The following is a 16,038-nucleotide window of genomic DNA, read 5'->3' on the forward strand; positions in this document are numbered from 1 at the left end:
GAAAATATCTTTAGTAGCCGCCTAAATCCTTTCGTCCATTTGACCGCCTATCATGATAATGCTATAGAAGGTCGCAATTTCGAACACAGTAAGAGGATCATAGTCGATGCAGCTAAAACCTTTATCGAAAGGACGTTATAGCCAGCGATGGGAGCAAGACTATCCACTTATTGAAGCGGTTGTACTTAGCTGTATCAGCGAAATAAAAATGCTCAAAAAAGGCGCTCACCTCATGACGCAGGGGGAAGCGATGGCATCACTTGTATTGGTGAAGCAAGGTCGCGTATCACTCGGCCATACCGCGAGAAATGGTCGGTGTTTTCAATTAGGTACTATTGATTGTGATTCACAGCTGTTTGGCGAAATGGAGTTCTTCACCCAGTACCATTGTCAACTAGACATTATTGCCAGTGAACCCTTAGAAATCATGTTGATTAGCGCTGAAAAACTGCAACATTGCCTCGGTCAACACCCTCAACTCGCGCTATTTTTCGCTAGTGCAATTGCGATTGACTACCAAGACACAGTGGATATTTTTACTCGGCGACTGCTCTATCCCATCAGTTATAACGTGGCATTTGATATTTACCATGAATACTTAAATGACTTGCCCGTAGATGGCTTTAGTAAACGTTATTTAGAGGCAGAACGATTTGGCACTACCGACCGAGTCTACCGTCGGGCGCTACAAAATCTTGAGGAACGAGGCTTAATTGAGCGGAAAAAAGATGGCATTCGGATTTGTGATCTCAACGCACTCAAGAAATTTGTTGAAGCAGGTATATAACCGCTTTCAACATAACCCACACTCGACTTAATTTAACAACCGAGTGTGGGATGGATGCACAGGTAAATTAACTTACCGATGGCGAGTGTTGTTCCATAGCCGATTTCATCCGACTTGAAACGATCAATAGCATAAATATCGCTGCGTAAAGCAGAGGTATCACATACATCACTGTTTGTAATCCGATAATACGTTCAAAGAAAGAACTGATGGCTGGGCTAAACATCGCCCCTGCACTTCCACTAATAAGAATATATGACACATTTTTGCTACTGGCTTTTTTTACAAAAGACACGCCATAAGCAATAAATGCATTATAAAGAGCAGCACACACAAAACCGTAACCATAGGTTAAATAAGCTATCCAATTAAGATTATTGGTACTGACAATGGCAGCGGTGATCACCATAGCTAAAGCAATAATACCGACTAAGAAATGGTGAATTTTTACACGAGTCACAATCACAGTCGAAATTAATGCACCAATTAGCGCAGCGGACCAATACTGGGTAATAATATTACCGGCATCTTCAAACGGAATATCAAATTTTTGTTTTACAAATAAAGGTGCCCAAGTTAAAAAAGTATATAAAGCCAGCATTCCTAAAAATAAACCAATACCTCCACTAATAATACCGAGATTCCATTCAGACTGTTGTTTCTCTTGTGTTGTAGACGATTGCTCGCAAATAGAGAAATGAGTGAACAAGGTAATAATGACTGTACCGAACGCCACTAAACCTACGGCTAAATAGCTATAACTCCATGATAATGAATTTGTTAATGCATAAGTCGTTATCAATGGAAAAATAACGCCTGCAATATTAAACGTTGCATCTTGCACCACTAACATTGTGCTTTGTAATTTCTCTTGCCACACAGACACCACAATCGTACCAGCAATACATAGACCGATACCGCCACAAAAACCAATTAAGGTCATTGCTACCATAACAACTTGTAGGGAACTGGTTAGATGTAAAGCCAGAGCAGAAAGAGCAACCAGACTGTAACTTATCAAGGTCATTCTTTTGATACCCATTTTTTCAATAAAGAAAAATGCTGCAATCGTTCCCGCGAGTGCACCGCCATTAAGCAATGAAAAAATTGATGCAACTTCGTTAACATTAGCAGCAAATTTCTCAGCTATGGGTTCAATCAACATCCCAAATTGGGTCGCAAAGCCCGCCATAATAAAATTGGCGAGAAAACTGATGGCTGTTAAAGTAATTTTATTATTCATTATGTCATTCCATAAGTGAAATGCTAAGGGTTCAAAGGATGGCTTTAAACCTAATTGAGGGCGGTTTCTAACGCGAGCTCGATCATATTATTAAAAGAGAGTTGGCGTTCTTCGGCCGTAGTTTCTTCACCGGTTAAACAATGATCCGATACCGTTAAAATGGCTAATGATTCGATACCTTGTTGGTGTGACAATCCATAAAGCCCCGCCACTTCCATATCAATACCTAATACCCCAAAACGTTCAAGTGCGGGGATCATATCTTCATCGGGATCGTAATAAAGATCACCACTAAAGATATTGCCAACTTTTACACTAATGCCTTTCTCATTCGCTGTTGTATAGGCTTTATGCAATAAAGAAAAGGTCGCAGAAGTTGCCATTTGGTAGCCACTACTACGCTTAGTGTTAGTAGGTGAATCCGTGCCTGCGGCTTGGGCTAAAATGACATCTCGCATTTGTACATGTTTTTGTGTTGCACCTAAACTGCCAATACGAATAATGCGTTTCACGCCAAAATAATTAATCAGCTCATGGCCATAGAGCACCATAGATGAAATACCCATACCATGACCCATAACGGAAATGCGCTGTCCTTGGTAAAAGCCCGTGTAACCAAGCATATTGCGAACATTCGTGACTTCTACGGCATCGGTGAGATAGGTTTCAGCGATATATTTAGCACGTAGTGGATCACCCGGCATAATAACAGTTTCAGCAAAATCAGTAGGTTGAGCATTAATATGAGCAGTCATCTTTCTATCCTCATGTGGTAATATGCTGATAGTAGTGCTCAATCACTGAATGTATTTAGGACTAAAGTCCGGATTTCATCTTGCCGTAAACCTTTTTGCTTAAAAATGGGTAATTTATCGCAACTTTCAATGTCAAAAAGACGAAAGCTAATAACATTTGAGTGACCTTAAGGTCATTGAACGTTGATGTAAAACGAATAAAAAGGCTTACTCCTTAAAAGAAGTAAGCCTTTTTAGAACGGGTTTAATATCAAAAAATCAATTAAACACGGAATAAACTAAACAGAAGCAAACTCAAGCTTAGTTTGAAAAGGTTTCACGCACGTATACATCAAATTTAACCACTTGGGCATTAGGTGCTACGGCGCCGACTTGCAATTGCTGTTTGCCGTGTAATTTCACCGATTTCCAGCTGGTCGCTTCATCTTCGATAGTAAAGCCGCTGGCATCGTACCAAGTGAATTTATATTGCACACGCATATCGGACGAGGATTTACTAACAATCAACGCTGAGCCCTGCACTAAATCACCGACTCGGCGTGCATCCACACTCTGTACCGCAATATCTCGAGCAAAGCTGGAATTATCGACGCGGGTTTCACCCAGTGAACTCACTGAAATCCCTGCGGTATGTGAGGCACAAGCACCTAAGGTAAGCGCTGCGGCCAGTAATAACCCTGTATAAACTTGTTTCATATATTTCTCCTAGTCACGCCACAAAATACGCAGCTAGCGCATCATTTCCCATTAAACGACAAACTAATCGAACAGTGCTGAACTCATGCTTAATAACATAGGCTAAATAAAGCATTCTCAATCTAAAATAGTGAATCAGTCATGCTTCATCAATCTAAACTTAATCAGATTAATCAATCAAAAAATGTGCCCGTGCAGTAGCAATAAGCTGCTTACGATTGGTTTGCCAACAATCAATATTCACGTTGGCGACTCGTCGACCCTGACGGGTAATACGACACTCAGCAAAACTATCCTTGTGCAGGCCTGCACGTAAATAGTCGATTGAAAAATCAACGACTTTAGGCACCTTTGCCGTTTGCATAAATACCATTAACTGCACTATCGCCGACATTTCCATAAAGCCCGCAATCACGCCACCATGAATGGCGGGCAACACAGGATTACCGATATTGTCGTCTTTAGCGGGCAATTTAAAAATCAGTTCATCACCAAAACGCTCCACCTTCATGCCAATAAATTTGGCATAGGGAACGTGCTCAAGTAAATGGCCAAAATCATTAAGTTCAGTGGCGCGTTTAACTATGCCTTGCACATCAATAGGCGCTTTAACCTGTGCGTTTTGAGTTGTACTGGCTGCATCTAGTATCGAATTATTTGCGCTCATCACTCTCTCCTATCGCAGGCACGGCTTCACCCATTAACGCTTGCCTAAAGGCATCACCGACCATTTCAGGGCTTATCCGCATAAAAGAGCCGACGGCATGGGCGATGGGATCGTCGATACTGTCTTGGTAAGCAATTGCACGGGTAAAGGCAATATTAGAAGACAACTTATAGCATTCCGCAAATCCAAATACAGGCTTATGGGGCTGAGCGGGCTTCATGTAGTCCACCCGCAAATCGAGCGTAGGTGAGATTTCTAATAGTTTGAATTTATGGAAAATAGCGCTCACGACTGCACTGCCACACGCGGTATCCATTAAGGTAGTGATCACCCCACCATGGATAACACCGGTATCGGGATACCCAATTAATTCAGTGCTGTAGGGCAACTCAATCAACACATGGTGCTCACTCGCCTCCAGTACCGTTAAACCGAGGCGACGACACTGAGCGAGTTGATCCACAAACCGCTGCGCCATTTGGGTCAGCGGGAAAAAATCCGAATTGACCTTCATTTGCCTTGGCTCAACATGGGCCCCAGAGGCTCCCCGCCCACAAGGTGGAAATGAATGTGATAGACTTCTTGTCCACCGTGTTGATTGCAGTTCATGATCAGTCGGTAGCCATCTTTAGCGATACCCGCTTCCGCCGCCAATTTAGCTGCAACCGTCATCATACGGCCAAGCACCGGCTCATCAGAGGCTTTCATGTCGTTCGCCGTAGGGATCAAATGATTCGGCACAATCAAAATATGGGTTGGCGCCTTAGGGGAAATGTCTCTAAAGGCAGTCACAAGTTCATCTTGATACAGAATATCCGCGGGAATTTCGCGACGAATAATTTTGCTGAAAATCGTTTCTTCGGCCATGGGGCGTCCTCCTTGGGTTAGTTGGCATAGTATACTAGCAATTCAATACTTTGTGTCTGCAGATATTTTGCTTTTCATTTGCCAGTTGCAGGCATTTTTGGCAGCATGGCCACCATTAAAACACTCAGGTTTTGTAGGATAAATATGATCCATTTCCAGATAATCCCCGTCGATCCGAAAGCCCATTTATTCGCTGTCACTATGACATTATCACAACCCAAGCCAGTGCAGGTCTTTAGCCTACCCGCTTGGCTGCCCGGCAGTTATATGGTGCGCGACTTTGCCAAAAATATCATTGAACTCAAGGCACAAGATGCACAAGGCCAAACGCTTAAGCTCACCCAACTAGATAAGCAAACTTGGTCGATTGACCATAATAGCAGCGAAATTATTCTGACTTATCAAGTATATGCTTGGGATCTGTCGGTGCGCACCGCGCATTTGGACACGACCCACGGCTTCTTTAATGGCAGTAGCGTGTTTTTATCCGCCCATGGTTTCGAAGACACTTTACATACCGTCTCTATAGAGCCACCCACAGAGCCAACATTAAGTGACTGGCGCCTTGCTACCAGCATGACCCGCACCAGTGGTGACGATTTTGCCTTCGGCCAATTTTCAGCTAAAAACTATGACGAGCTCATCGATCATCCGGTGGAAATGGGCTTATTCACCTTAGGGAGTTTTGATGCCTGTGGCGTGCGGCATGATATCGTACTCAATGGTCGCCACCGTGCTTGTATGCCAAGACTCTGCCAAGATTTAAAGAGCATTTGTGAGTATCAGATTAACTTCTTTGGTACGCCTGCACCGTTTAAACGTTATTTGTTTATGACCACAGTATTAGACAATGGCTTTGGCGGTTTAGAGCACAGAGCTTCTACTGCATTAATGTGTTCACGCAAAGACTTACCACTGTCGCTCGATGCGCCAATCAATAACGACTATCGCACTTATTTATCCCTGTGCAGCCACGAGTATTTCCACAGCTGGAACGTTAAGCGCATTAAGCCTGAATGCTTTTTACCCTATAAACTTGATGCAGAAACCTATACGCCACAATTATGGGCCTATGAAGGCATCACCTCCTATTACGATGACTTTCTTACCTATCGTGCAGGTCTGGTAGATGAACAAAGCTATTTAGATATGCTGAGTGAGACCTTCACCCGTGTCTATCGCAGCCAGGGACGCTTTAAACAAAGTGTTAAAGACTCAAGCTTTAATGCTTGGACTAAGTTCTACAAGCAGGATGAAAACGCACAAAATGCCATCATCAGTTATTACACTAAAGGGGCTCTATTTGCGCTGTACTTAGATTTAACCCTGCGCAGCGAAACCCAGGGCAAATACAATCTAGACCATGTTATGCAGATTTTATGGCAGGAATATGCTCTGCAAGATAAAGGCACCACAGATACTTGCCATCAAGCCATCGTGGAACGACTCCTTGGTCGTGATTGCCAAGATCTGTTTGCCTACTTAGATAGTACGGACGATATTCCGTTAGCGGCTTTACTCGCCGAATTTGGGGTCAACTTGAGTCTTCGATCCAGTCAAGGTGCGCAAGATGTGGGCGGCGGACAAGCGAAAGGTTATGAGATTGCATTCGGCGCGAAAACCCAAGCAGCACCTATAGGATTAAAAATCGTGACGGTCACCCAAGGCAGCCCTGCACACCTTGCAGGGTTAAGTGCAGGTGATGTGTTAATTGCCGCGGATAACCTACAAGTCTCAGGACAATTTGAGGCGCAGCTACAGCAGTATCCGCTGGGTGAATCGTTGAATTTACATTGGTTTAGACGGGATGAATTGATGACCGGTGAGTTAACTGTTGCTGCCGCGCCTAAGGATACTGTCGCCCTATCTATTCGTGACAAAAGCAAAATAGCGGCTTGGCTTGGACATTAATAGGCTTTCGGCTTAAGAACAACTTTTGAGAAATAATAAAAGGGGCTTTAGCCCCTTTTATCTGAGATAAGACTTAACTTAAATGTATATCCGTTTGTATATCAATACTGATATCGACTTAAACCACCACATCGTGCAAATAGGTTTGTGCCCACGCAATCGCTTGACCACGGCTAGACACTCCAATTTTACGGAATACTCGGTACAAATGGGTTTTTATCGTGCTTTCACTGACAAACAACTGATTGGCGATATCTAAATTAGTACTTCCCGTCAACAATGCTTGTAATACTTCACGCTCACGGATAGTTAACGGTTCAGTATCTTCGAACAATCCAAAATCATCATTTACCCCATTAATGAGCTGTATTGGGATGACCCTATGACCTCGTAAAATATTCGAGAGTCCGAGGCTTATCTCAGTTAAACCTGCATCGAGATAAAACACCCCTGCAGTTGTGGCAGCTTGCATTAAAAAACGTGCATCCACTTGTTTAGGGAACTGCAAATAGACAACCCGCACACTCGGTTGCTCACGGGCAAGTAAACGCTGAAATTGATGGGCTTTTTGAAGATCAACAGTCGCTAAATCGATCACGACCATGGAGGCATTATTATCTTTGATTTTCTCACACATCTCATCAGGGCTGACTTGGGTCAACTTAACGAGAAACTCCTGCGGCCAACGTCCTGCGAGCAATTCCATCAATACTTGCGATCGTGACACTACAATCCAATGTAATATTTTGAACATCCTGCTCACTCCCTGTCTGGTTAACGATTATTCACTTTAAGGATCTAAGATCCTCCAAATACGACTTCAACATCCGTTCAATAGACTTCCAAGTCTACCGTGGTCACGATATTAGCATTAGATAAAACAGATTAAAAAGACTTACGTAAAAAATATTTACCGTACGCAAATCAAAAACTTCTAACACTTTCGTTGACTACACTATCAATCAGAAGTCTTAATTGAAACTGAAAAAAGTTACTGAAATTTTAGGATAAAAGCGTAAGATCATACCAACACAAAAAATAAGGAAATTCCATGTCCAGCAGTAACCCCACCGCTTTTGAAATAAAATCCTATCCTGTGTGGGACAAACCGACGCGATTATTTCATTGGATTAATGTCATTCTTGTGCTCGCACTCATCTTAGTCGGTGGCATCATGATGTATCGCACTGAGCTAGGCATATCTGAGTTAACAGGTAAAATTGGCTTGAAAACTTTACACGTGTGCATAGGATATGCGTTTGCAATAAACCTCATCGTCCGCCTTGTGTGGGGTTTTATCGGTAACAAATATGCGCGTTTCAGCCACATGTTTCCCAATGCTAATAGCAAAAGCGAATTAATAGCTTATAAGACTGAATTAGCCGCGGGGAAAAATCCGCAGTATTTAGGTCATAACCCTAAAGGTAAATTTGCCGTGCTGGCCATCATGTTGCTATTAGTGACCATAATGATCACTGGACTTTTGCGTGCAGGTACAGATATTTATTATCCGCCGCTAGGTAGTGCTGTACAAAGTTATCTTGCTGATACCAATGTCGAACCAACAAGCTTAAAACCCTATGATGCAACGGGTGTGAATGCAGAAAAAGCGGATGCACTTAAACCAATGAAAGGATTGGCAGGTCAAGTGCACGTCTATGCGGTTTATGTGTTGTTACTGCTGATGTTATTACATGTATTCGCGGTGATTTATACTGAAGTAAAACGTCAACCAGGGATTATTTCAGCCATGTTCTCCGGCAAGAAGATCATCCAAGGTCAGCCAAAAGACGAGTAATCGGTTAGTAAACGGATAAAAATAACGCCAGCATTTGCTGGCGTTATTTATTTAGACATGAAGGTATATACCAACTTTTCTAAACGTATTTTTGAGATTATTTTTTCAGAACAGTTGCTGGGGTACGACCATCATCATGGCAACTTTCACAGGTAGGTTTTTGACCGACATTCATATCATGTACCGCATGACAATCTGCACAGACTAAATTACCGTCATGTGGCTTATGCACAGCGTCCATTTCAGCATAGGTACCATGACAACTTTGGCACTGTGCAAATTCAAAAGCACCATCCGCAGAAGGTGTACCATCTTTATGACAGCTTTCGCATCCACCCGACTCAGCATGGAAATCAGACAATTTTTGATCTGCAGCAAATGCGGTTGGCGACAGCGCTAACGCTGCAAGACTTGCCCCGAAAAGCGCACTTAATAGTTTTTTGCTCACAATAGTATCCTCCAATGGCGATTGTCAGTGGAAATTCTTGTCAGGGTGACTTCCATCTCTCAACCAAAATAAATAGCACGACTCGATATAACTTAGCTAAGGATGAACGAATAAGCAAACCCAAACTAAGCGACACAACTTTATCAACATACTCAAGGGTAAAATGTGCGCTGCATCATGTAACCACATGCTTATATAAGAGTTTTACATCTACCTAACCTAGAGGCTACATAATGTAAATCCCTAAACTGGCAAGCGACAGAATAAATCCCCCTTAATCTAAAACTAAAAGCTCGATTCATGGTGATACTTAAGACAAAGTGATAATAAAAAGGAATGACAATAAGTGAATGGGTACAGAGTACTAGACGAGGATGCTTTAAATTGTGAAGGCACAACATTCAACCCAAACGCCTCTGGCACTTAATTCAAATGCCAAGAGGAATTAGCGATAACGGTTAACTCGCCCACTATAACCAATAATACAAATGGCGGTTAGACAGGTAAGCATCAACTCGCATCAAGTTTATTGTCAGCCTCAAGCTCTGTTTTAGGCCAAGCGTTAATCACGGCTTTGACCAACGATGCCAATGGAATGGCAAAGAATACTCCCCATACACCCCATAAACCGCCAAAGACTAAAACGGCCGCTATGATGATCACCGGATGTAAATCCACAGCATCGGAGAATAAAATAGGCACGAGTAAATTACCGTCGAGCGCCTGAATAATACCGTAACCCAACATTAAATAGCCAAATTCAGAACTAAAACCCCACTGAAAAAATGCCACTAGGGCGATAGGTAATGTAACTAAGGTTGCACCGACATAAGGGATCAATACCGATAACCCCGTTAACACACCAAGCAACGCCGAATATCGCAGTCCCATCAAGGCAAACAAAATATAAGTTGCGACACCAACAACCACGATTTCGATCACTTTGCCACGAATGTAATTAAAAATCTGTTGGTGCATTTCAAACCAAACTTTACGGGCTAACTGGCGATTTACGGGAAAAAATCGCTTACTGCCGCTAATCAGTTGGTCTTTATCTTTTAAAAAGAAAAACACCAGTAAGGGGACTAAAATCGCGTACACCATCAAGACGAGTAAAGAAGCTGAATAACCGATTAATTGCTTAGCAATATCCAACACATGTTGAGTATCGAGCAGTTTTTTAAGCTCACCAACCATCAGATCTAACTGCTCTGGATTGATAAATCGTGGATATTGATTGATCAGCGTTTGTATTGTCAGCAGGCCTTTATCTATCATGCTAGGCAAGTCGGCAATTAAGCTAACACCTTGACGCCACACACTCGGAATTAAGCCAAATGTCAGTAAAACCACGATTCCCAAAAACAACACAATAACCAAGGACGCACCAGCGGTGCGATTAATCCCCAATTTAAGCATTTGCGCCACAGGCCATTCCAATAGAAATGCCAACACAAGAGCGACCAACAGCGGAGCAAGTAAACCTGCCGCAAAATAAATCACTAGCGCGAGCCCGACAAGAATAGCCATTAAGGTCACAGCTTGTGGATCACTAAAGCGCTCTTGGTACCAACGAGAAAAAACAGTAAACATGGATCATTCCAATAGTGATGGTTGGCGAGGCTTCCCAAACGCTCAGGAAAGTTTATTTATCATGATGTTATTCGAGACTTTACTCAGTTAGACTTTCGCTCCTACACGTCAGCTAAATCAAAAAATAAACTGATAGGAGTAAACAACTTAGCCTGAGCGGCACTCTGGCTCAAAATTAGGCGCTTGATGCTAGTCTAAGAGGATTTAAACATAAAAATCCTCAATTTATCCCTGAGATAGATCAACTTTGGTGACCATCAAGGCTAACAGACTTGCATCATTACGCAACTCTTGCACGACATGCCCTTGTTTTTTTAAATATTGGGGAACATCTCGCCGCGAACCAGAGTCTGAGAGTAAGATATGCAACTGCTCACCATCTCGCATTAGCTTCAATGCAAGCTTCACTTTCACTAAGGGTACTGGACAACGAAAGAGCGTTAAATCAATAAAAATCATAATGAACTTGCTATAGACGAACTTGGGCCATTATCCTAAGTTGCACCTCAAACTACAAGCTAAGTGCAGTATCTGCCTTTAGTTGAGATAATTAGAAATAAAAGGATCCGCTTGCGTAACTTGACTTTTTTGACTCGATTAAAACCTTTTGTTGCAGGCGCACTCTCCTTGATGCTGCTAACCTTCGCCGCCAAAAGCTTTGCCAACAATGACTTACCGGATTTAGGTACGGCCGCAGTTAACACCTTCAGCCTTGAAAAAGAAATGGTTTACGGTGATGCTTATATGCGCATCATTCGCTCATCGGCACCTATGCTAAATGACCCCGTGTTGAGTCAATATCTTACCGAGCTTGGCAATAAACTGGTCGCCCATGCCACAGGCGTAAAAACGCCGTTTTATTTTTTCCTATTACAAAATGATGAAATCAACGCCTTCGCCTTCTTTGGCGGCCATGTTGCCGTGCACACAGGCTTATTTCTCAATGCCGACAATGAAAGCGAACTGGCTTCAGTATTAGGCCACGAAGTGACTCACGTTACTCAACGTCACCTTGCCCGATCCCTTGAAGCACAGCAAAAAAGTAATCCTGCAACAATTGCCGGTTTACTTGGCGCCATTTTGTTAACTATTGCAGTACCACAAGCAGGTATGGCGGCGCTTGCGACAACCCAAGCCATGGCGACACAATCGAAAATCAACTACACCCGTTTGCATGAAAAGGAAGCCGATCGCATCGGAATGCAAATTCTAGTGGATGCAGGCTTTAATCCCAATGCTGCGGCGGATTTCTTTGGTAAATTAGCCAGTCGTTATCGCTTTACCACAACACCACCACAAATGTTATTAACTCACCCATTACCTGAATCGCGGATCACTGAAGCCCGTAACCGTGCCGAGCAATACCCTAAACGTTATATCCCTGATAATCTTAATTTTCAGCTAGCAAAAGCTCGTATTCAAGTCCGTTTTTCCAGCTATAGCGACGAAGCAGTATTAAGCATGTTTGATCGGCAACTCAACAAACAGACCTATAGCTTCAAAGAGGCGGCACTTTATGGCAAAGCGCTGGCTTTATATAGATTGAAGAAGTTTAATGAATCAGAAAAAATCGTCGATGAGCTGTTAAAAATCGATGATAACAACCTGTTTTATATAGACACTAAATCTGATTTACTGATCGAACGTAAGGACTATGCAAAAGCGATTACTATGCTCGAAGCCCAGCGTAAAATGAAACCAACGTCTCAAGTGATCAATGCCAACTTAGCCAATATATATATCGAAGCCGATCAAGCCACCAAAGCAATCCCTTTGCTGGAAGATATGATTTTCCTCGATAAACAAAATGAACTGCCCTATCAATTGTTGACTATGGTGTATAAAAAAACCGGCAATCAAGCATTGGAATATTTTTCCACCGCAGAGCTGATGGCCTTAGGTGCTAACTATAAGGGCGCAATCGATCAACTTAACTTTGCCTACCGTGCATCCGAAAATAATCCATTACAGCTTGCACGTATTGAAGCACGTATTCGCCAGTTTAAAATGGCTGATAAAGAAATGGATGCGCTTAAGTAATAAGTTGGTTTACAAATAGATTAAAGACAATAACCCATTTATGCGCCCCGAACACACTGACGGGGCGCAGTTTTTTCTGTTATTATCCGCGCCATTGTTATTTCAGCCCGTATTGAGCCTCTAGTACTATGACCCAAGCGACGATTTACCATAACCCACGTTGTTCAAAAAGCCGTGAAACCTTAGCTTTACTCGAGCAACAAGGCTGCGACATTACCCTAGTGGAATACTTAAAAAATCCCCCTACGGCTAAAGACATCGGCGACATTCTGGCTAAATTAGGCATCAGTGCTCGCGAATTAATGCGCACCAAGGAAGCAGAATATCAAGCCTTGGGACTTGCAGACTCATCACTAACAGAATTGCAGTTAATTGAGGCTATGGTCAACACACCTAAACTCATCGAACGGCCAATTGTGCTCGCCAATCAAAGCGCAGCCATCGGCCGTCCTCCTGAGAATGTGCTCACTATTCTTTAACCCATGATTTTTAAACCAAAATGGCTTTTATTTTCAACCCTTAGGTAGACTTATGACGTCCAACACCTTATTTATCCTTAGCCGTTTAGGCTACTTTGCGCTAGTGCTGCTGTTAGGCGGTTGGTTTGTTGGCCAAGGGATTAGCGGTGAATACACCCTGCTATTTAGCCTCTTATGGATAGTACCGTTATTACTACCCGCAAAGGGAGTTTTCCAAGGTAATCCATACACTTACGCTTGGGCAAGTTTTATTCTGTGCTTATATATGTTACATGGGCTCACCCTGCTTTATGTCACCAATGACGCCTTCGCTTTTGCCTTAATCGAAGTATTATTGATTGGCGTACTGCTAATCGCTTTCCCATTTTATGCCCGCATACGTGGTCGTGAACTGGGATTAGGCCTGAAGAAAAAATCTAAAGAATAGTCAGTTCAACGTATTTTCAGTGCCGTTTAACCTTGCTAGGTATGGCGGCATTTTTTATATTAGAAGGCCAAACCTTGGCTCAAATATCCCTTATGATCTCAGTCTGAATACCCATTTTAACATTAGTTCTAACCTCTGTTCCGACGTCAATTCCCATCACGACAAAATTAACACTTATTATACTTACACTGACTTTTTGCAACTAAGTGCCCGTGCTATAGTCAGTTTCTCACAGTATAAGCGTCCTATGGCGCCACAAAAGTCTAAATAGCACAGCAGAGTTAACAAGGGAGAATGGTGTAATGGGAATGTCGATACCACTGAAATTTTTCGGATTTATGGCCTGCTCGGGCCTACTTGCGGCATGCGGGGGCGGTGGTGATAGTCAACCAGATGATAGTGTAGTTACGCCCCCCTCCACTTCACTAGCACGCTGCACAGATAGCATTTCGCCACTCATTACCACCACGTCATCCTCAATTCGCTTTCAAACCGAGCCAAATTATGTGGCGGGTCAATCCAGTACTATCATTGCCAATATCCTAAATCGTGACAGCCAAGACTTAACCTTCCGTTGGCAGCAAATCGATGGCCCTAACATAGTACTCGTCAGTCAAAACAGCCCAGTATTAGCCTTTGATACTCCCACCGCAGGCGGCTACCGTTTTAGCTTGCATGTGACGGGCAGTAATCTAGATGTCACCGGAGAAATTGGCATTAATGTCGATCCCGCATCGACGGGTGTGCTAAACGTCCGTCAAGATCACCAAGTGGTTGAAGGCAATAATGTGAGCTTAAGACTCGGACAACAATCGGAATTAAGCGCAGCAAATATCTCTTGGTGTGTAGCATCTGGCCCAGATTTAATGGTCGATGTGAGCGATCCGTTTAGACCCTTGTTTACCGCGCCAACGGTCACCCAGGATACAATCACTCGGCTCAAAGTGAATGCCAACGTCAATGGCAATCAGCTTAGCGATGATGTCTTTGTGCTAACAACCTCGGCGCCAGCGATCAGCTCACCATACTTCGATACCCCAGTTGCGCACACCCATGCCTATCGTCCGGATTCACCTTACGCCAATGTGCTAGCAAACTGTGTTTACTCCAATCAGCTTAATGATAGCTGCACTATCAATACCTTACCTTTGATAGGTCAAACCTCAAGCGATCTAAATCGCGAGACCATTCTAAATCGTGTACAGGTTTCACACGACTGGATGGGTGATAACTTTGCCGCCTTTTTAGCTCAGATGGACCCCAACAGCGATTTTGCTCGCCTGTTACAATCCGTCACGGCCGTGGTGATTAGCTATGATGTACGCCCCTCTTTTTATTGGGTAGTCACAGGGGCGATTTATCTCGATCCCAATGATTTATGGCTTACGCCAAGCCAACGCGACACTATTAATGAAGCGCCGGATTACCGCAGTAATTTTGGAAATGATCTTAACTTTGTGATGCCTTGGCGTTATGTAAAAGATAACCAATATGCCTCCCTTGGCGTGCCTATCACCGTCAGAGCAAACCGCACATTAGCGCAAATCAACCCCGATCTGGCCTCCTTGTTGTATCACGAGCTCGCCCATGCCAATGACTTTTTTCCACGCAGCGTGCATGCCACACTCACAGGGCCAAGACTGTTAGATGACTACAGCCGCCGCAATGCCAACAAGAGTCTAATTTCAGATCAAGTCAGCAAAACCTACCCATTAACGAGTACTGAAATGATGGGACTTGCCAATGTTAGTTTCCTCGGCGCAGCGGCGAGTAATGTGCAAAAGACCTATCAAGCATCGGATGTCAGTACTTTCTTTTCTGCCGATATCGCCAGCGACTTCTATGCCTATTCCAGTACCCGTGAAGACACGGCCATGTTATTTGAGGAAGCCATGATGAGTTATCGCTATCAAATATTGCGTGATGTCGCCGTCACCAATAAACCTGCGATATTAACTGCGGATTCGCTGATTATTGACTGGGGACAAAGGGGACGAATTGCAAAAGACAGTCTAGAAAATCGCGCCGCGTTGGTGATTGATGAAATGCTGCCAGAGCTTAATGGGATCAGTCTGATCGAAAGCCTACCCGAGCCAATTAATATGGTGCAAGGTCAAAGCTGGCGTCAAACACTGGCAATATCGCCTGCGAATACGCATCTCAAAGGCCAAAGCAATGCAGCTGCAATTAATGCCGAGTCTCGTTTTGAAGCCGAACTTCGCTTAAGTGGTGATCGTCACCAACATCCACAACAATAGCGTTTTAAATTTTAGATAAACAAAAGCCCGTATGTATTCAACATGACGGGCTTTACTCTTTTTGGCTTT

General features: G+C 43.3%; 17 protein-coding genes. 7 read left to right on the forward strand and 10 right to left on the reverse strand.

Annotated features, from left to right (window positions below):
• Nucleotides 1-106: 106 nt before the first annotated feature.
• On the forward strand, nucleotides 107-787 hold the full coding sequence (locus tag KO533_RS02545) for a Crp/Fnr family transcriptional regulator (protein ID WP_012196926.1): 681 nt from the start codon (nucleotides 107-109) through the stop codon (nucleotides 785-787).
• Between the two features lie 67 nt (nucleotides 788-854).
• On the opposite strand, the gene tsgA is transcribed toward KO533_RS02545, so the two are convergent.
• The 6 genes from tsgA to hinT all read right to left on the reverse strand — a co-directional run bounded on the left by tsgA (nucleotide 855) and on the right by hinT (nucleotide 5,015).
• On the reverse strand, nucleotides 855-2,030 hold the full coding sequence (tsgA, locus tag KO533_RS02550; RefSeq protein ID WP_219252759.1) for an MFS transporter TsgA: 1,176 nt from the start codon (nucleotides 2,028-2,030) through the stop codon (nucleotides 855-857).
• 50 nt (nucleotides 2,031-2,080) lie between these two features.
• Nucleotides 2,081-2,785 carry a purine-nucleoside phosphorylase gene (deoD, locus tag KO533_RS02555; RefSeq protein WP_219252761.1) on the reverse strand — a complete coding sequence of 235 codons (705 nt, stop codon included), beginning with the start codon at nucleotides 2,783-2,785 and terminating at the stop codon, nucleotides 2,081-2,083.
• Nucleotides 2,786-3,085: 300 nt separating this feature from the next.
• Nucleotides 3,086-3,481 (reverse strand): YcfL family protein, encoded by a 396-nt coding sequence (locus KO533_RS02560; RefSeq protein WP_028760301.1) that lies wholly within the window; start codon nucleotides 3,479-3,481, stop codon nucleotides 3,086-3,088.
• A gap of 169 nt (nucleotides 3,482-3,650) precedes the next feature.
• Entirely contained in the window at nucleotides 3,651-4,148 is a 498-nt protein-coding gene (locus tag KO533_RS02565) for a PaaI family thioesterase (protein ID WP_168823948.1), read from the reverse strand.
• Complete coding sequence (locus KO533_RS02570) at nucleotides 4,135-4,662, reverse strand: PaaI family thioesterase (RefSeq protein WP_028760303.1); 528 nt, start codon at nucleotides 4,660-4,662, stop codon at nucleotides 4,135-4,137. Before KO533_RS02570 ends, KO533_RS02565 begins: the two co-directional genes overlap by 14 nt.
• Nucleotides 4,659-5,015, reverse strand: a complete 357-nt coding sequence (hinT, locus tag KO533_RS02575; RefSeq protein WP_006081303.1) for a purine nucleoside phosphoramidase — start codon at nucleotides 5,013-5,015, stop codon at nucleotides 4,659-4,661. Before hinT ends, KO533_RS02570 begins: the two co-directional genes overlap by 4 nt.
• Nucleotides 5,016-5,159: 144 nt before the next feature.
• Here hinT and KO533_RS02580 point away from each other — a divergent pair, with 144 nt between their 5' ends.
• Nucleotides 5,160-6,926 (forward strand): PDZ domain-containing protein, encoded by a 1,767-nt coding sequence (locus KO533_RS02580; protein WP_219252763.1) that lies wholly within the window; start codon nucleotides 5,160-5,162, stop codon nucleotides 6,924-6,926.
• Between the two features lie 118 nt (nucleotides 6,927-7,044).
• Here KO533_RS02580 and KO533_RS02585 read toward each other — a convergent pair whose 3' ends face one another.
• On the reverse strand, nucleotides 7,045-7,680 hold the full coding sequence (locus KO533_RS02585; protein WP_028760305.1) for a LuxR C-terminal-related transcriptional regulator: 636 nt from the start codon (nucleotides 7,678-7,680) through the stop codon (nucleotides 7,045-7,047).
• A 297-nt stretch (nucleotides 7,681-7,977) separates the two neighbouring features.
• Here KO533_RS02585 and KO533_RS02590 point away from each other — a divergent pair, with 297 nt between their 5' ends.
• Nucleotides 7,978-8,724: a cytochrome b/b6 domain-containing protein gene (locus KO533_RS02590; RefSeq protein WP_105252822.1), complete on the forward strand. Its 747-nt coding sequence runs from the start codon at nucleotides 7,978-7,980 to the stop codon at nucleotides 8,722-8,724.
• Nucleotides 8,725-8,821: 97 nt separating this feature from the next.
• Here the strand turns inward: KO533_RS02590 and KO533_RS02595 are convergent, their stop codons facing one another.
• The 3 genes from KO533_RS02595 to KO533_RS02605 all read right to left on the reverse strand — a co-directional run bounded on the left by KO533_RS02595 (nucleotide 8,822) and on the right by KO533_RS02605 (nucleotide 11,224).
• On the reverse strand, nucleotides 8,822-9,172 hold the full coding sequence (locus tag KO533_RS02595) for a cytochrome c3 family protein (protein WP_105252823.1): 351 nt from the start codon (nucleotides 9,170-9,172) through the stop codon (nucleotides 8,822-8,824).
• Between the two features lie 510 nt (nucleotides 9,173-9,682).
• On the reverse strand, nucleotides 9,683-10,765 hold the full coding sequence (locus KO533_RS02600; protein ID WP_028760308.1) for an AI-2E family transporter: 1,083 nt from the start codon (nucleotides 10,763-10,765) through the stop codon (nucleotides 9,683-9,685).
• 225 nt (nucleotides 10,766-10,990) lie between these two features.
• Nucleotides 10,991-11,224, reverse strand: coding sequence for a sulfurtransferase TusA family protein (locus KO533_RS02605; protein WP_219252765.1), 234 nt, complete (start codon nucleotides 11,222-11,224; stop codon nucleotides 10,991-10,993).
• Between the two features lie 111 nt (nucleotides 11,225-11,335).
• Between KO533_RS02605 and KO533_RS02610 the strand changes: the two genes are divergently transcribed.
• The 4 genes from KO533_RS02610 (at nucleotide 11,336) to KO533_RS02625 (ending at nucleotide 15,969) form a co-directional block, all read left to right on the forward strand.
• On the forward strand, nucleotides 11,336-12,805 hold the full coding sequence (locus KO533_RS02610; protein WP_105252826.1) for a M48 family metalloprotease: 1,470 nt from the start codon (nucleotides 11,336-11,338) through the stop codon (nucleotides 12,803-12,805).
• A gap of 128 nt (nucleotides 12,806-12,933) precedes the next feature.
• Complete coding sequence (arsC, locus tag KO533_RS02615) at nucleotides 12,934-13,284, forward strand: arsenate reductase (glutaredoxin) (protein ID WP_105252827.1); 351 nt, start codon at nucleotides 12,934-12,936, stop codon at nucleotides 13,282-13,284.
• A gap of 52 nt (nucleotides 13,285-13,336) precedes the next feature.
• Nucleotides 13,337-13,711 (forward strand): DUF2069 domain-containing protein, encoded by a 375-nt coding sequence (locus tag KO533_RS02620; protein ID WP_028760312.1) that lies wholly within the window; start codon nucleotides 13,337-13,339, stop codon nucleotides 13,709-13,711.
• A gap of 302 nt (nucleotides 13,712-14,013) precedes the next feature.
• On the forward strand, nucleotides 14,014-15,969 hold the full coding sequence (locus KO533_RS02625) for a hypothetical protein (protein WP_219252768.1): 1,956 nt from the start codon (nucleotides 14,014-14,016) through the stop codon (nucleotides 15,967-15,969).
• Nucleotides 15,970-16,038 lie beyond the last annotated feature (69 nt).

The sequence above is a fragment of the Shewanella sp. NKUCC05_KAH genome (assembly GCF_019345585.1).
Taxonomy (GTDB): domain Bacteria; phylum Pseudomonadota; class Gammaproteobacteria; order Enterobacterales; family Shewanellaceae; genus Shewanella; species Shewanella oncorhynchi.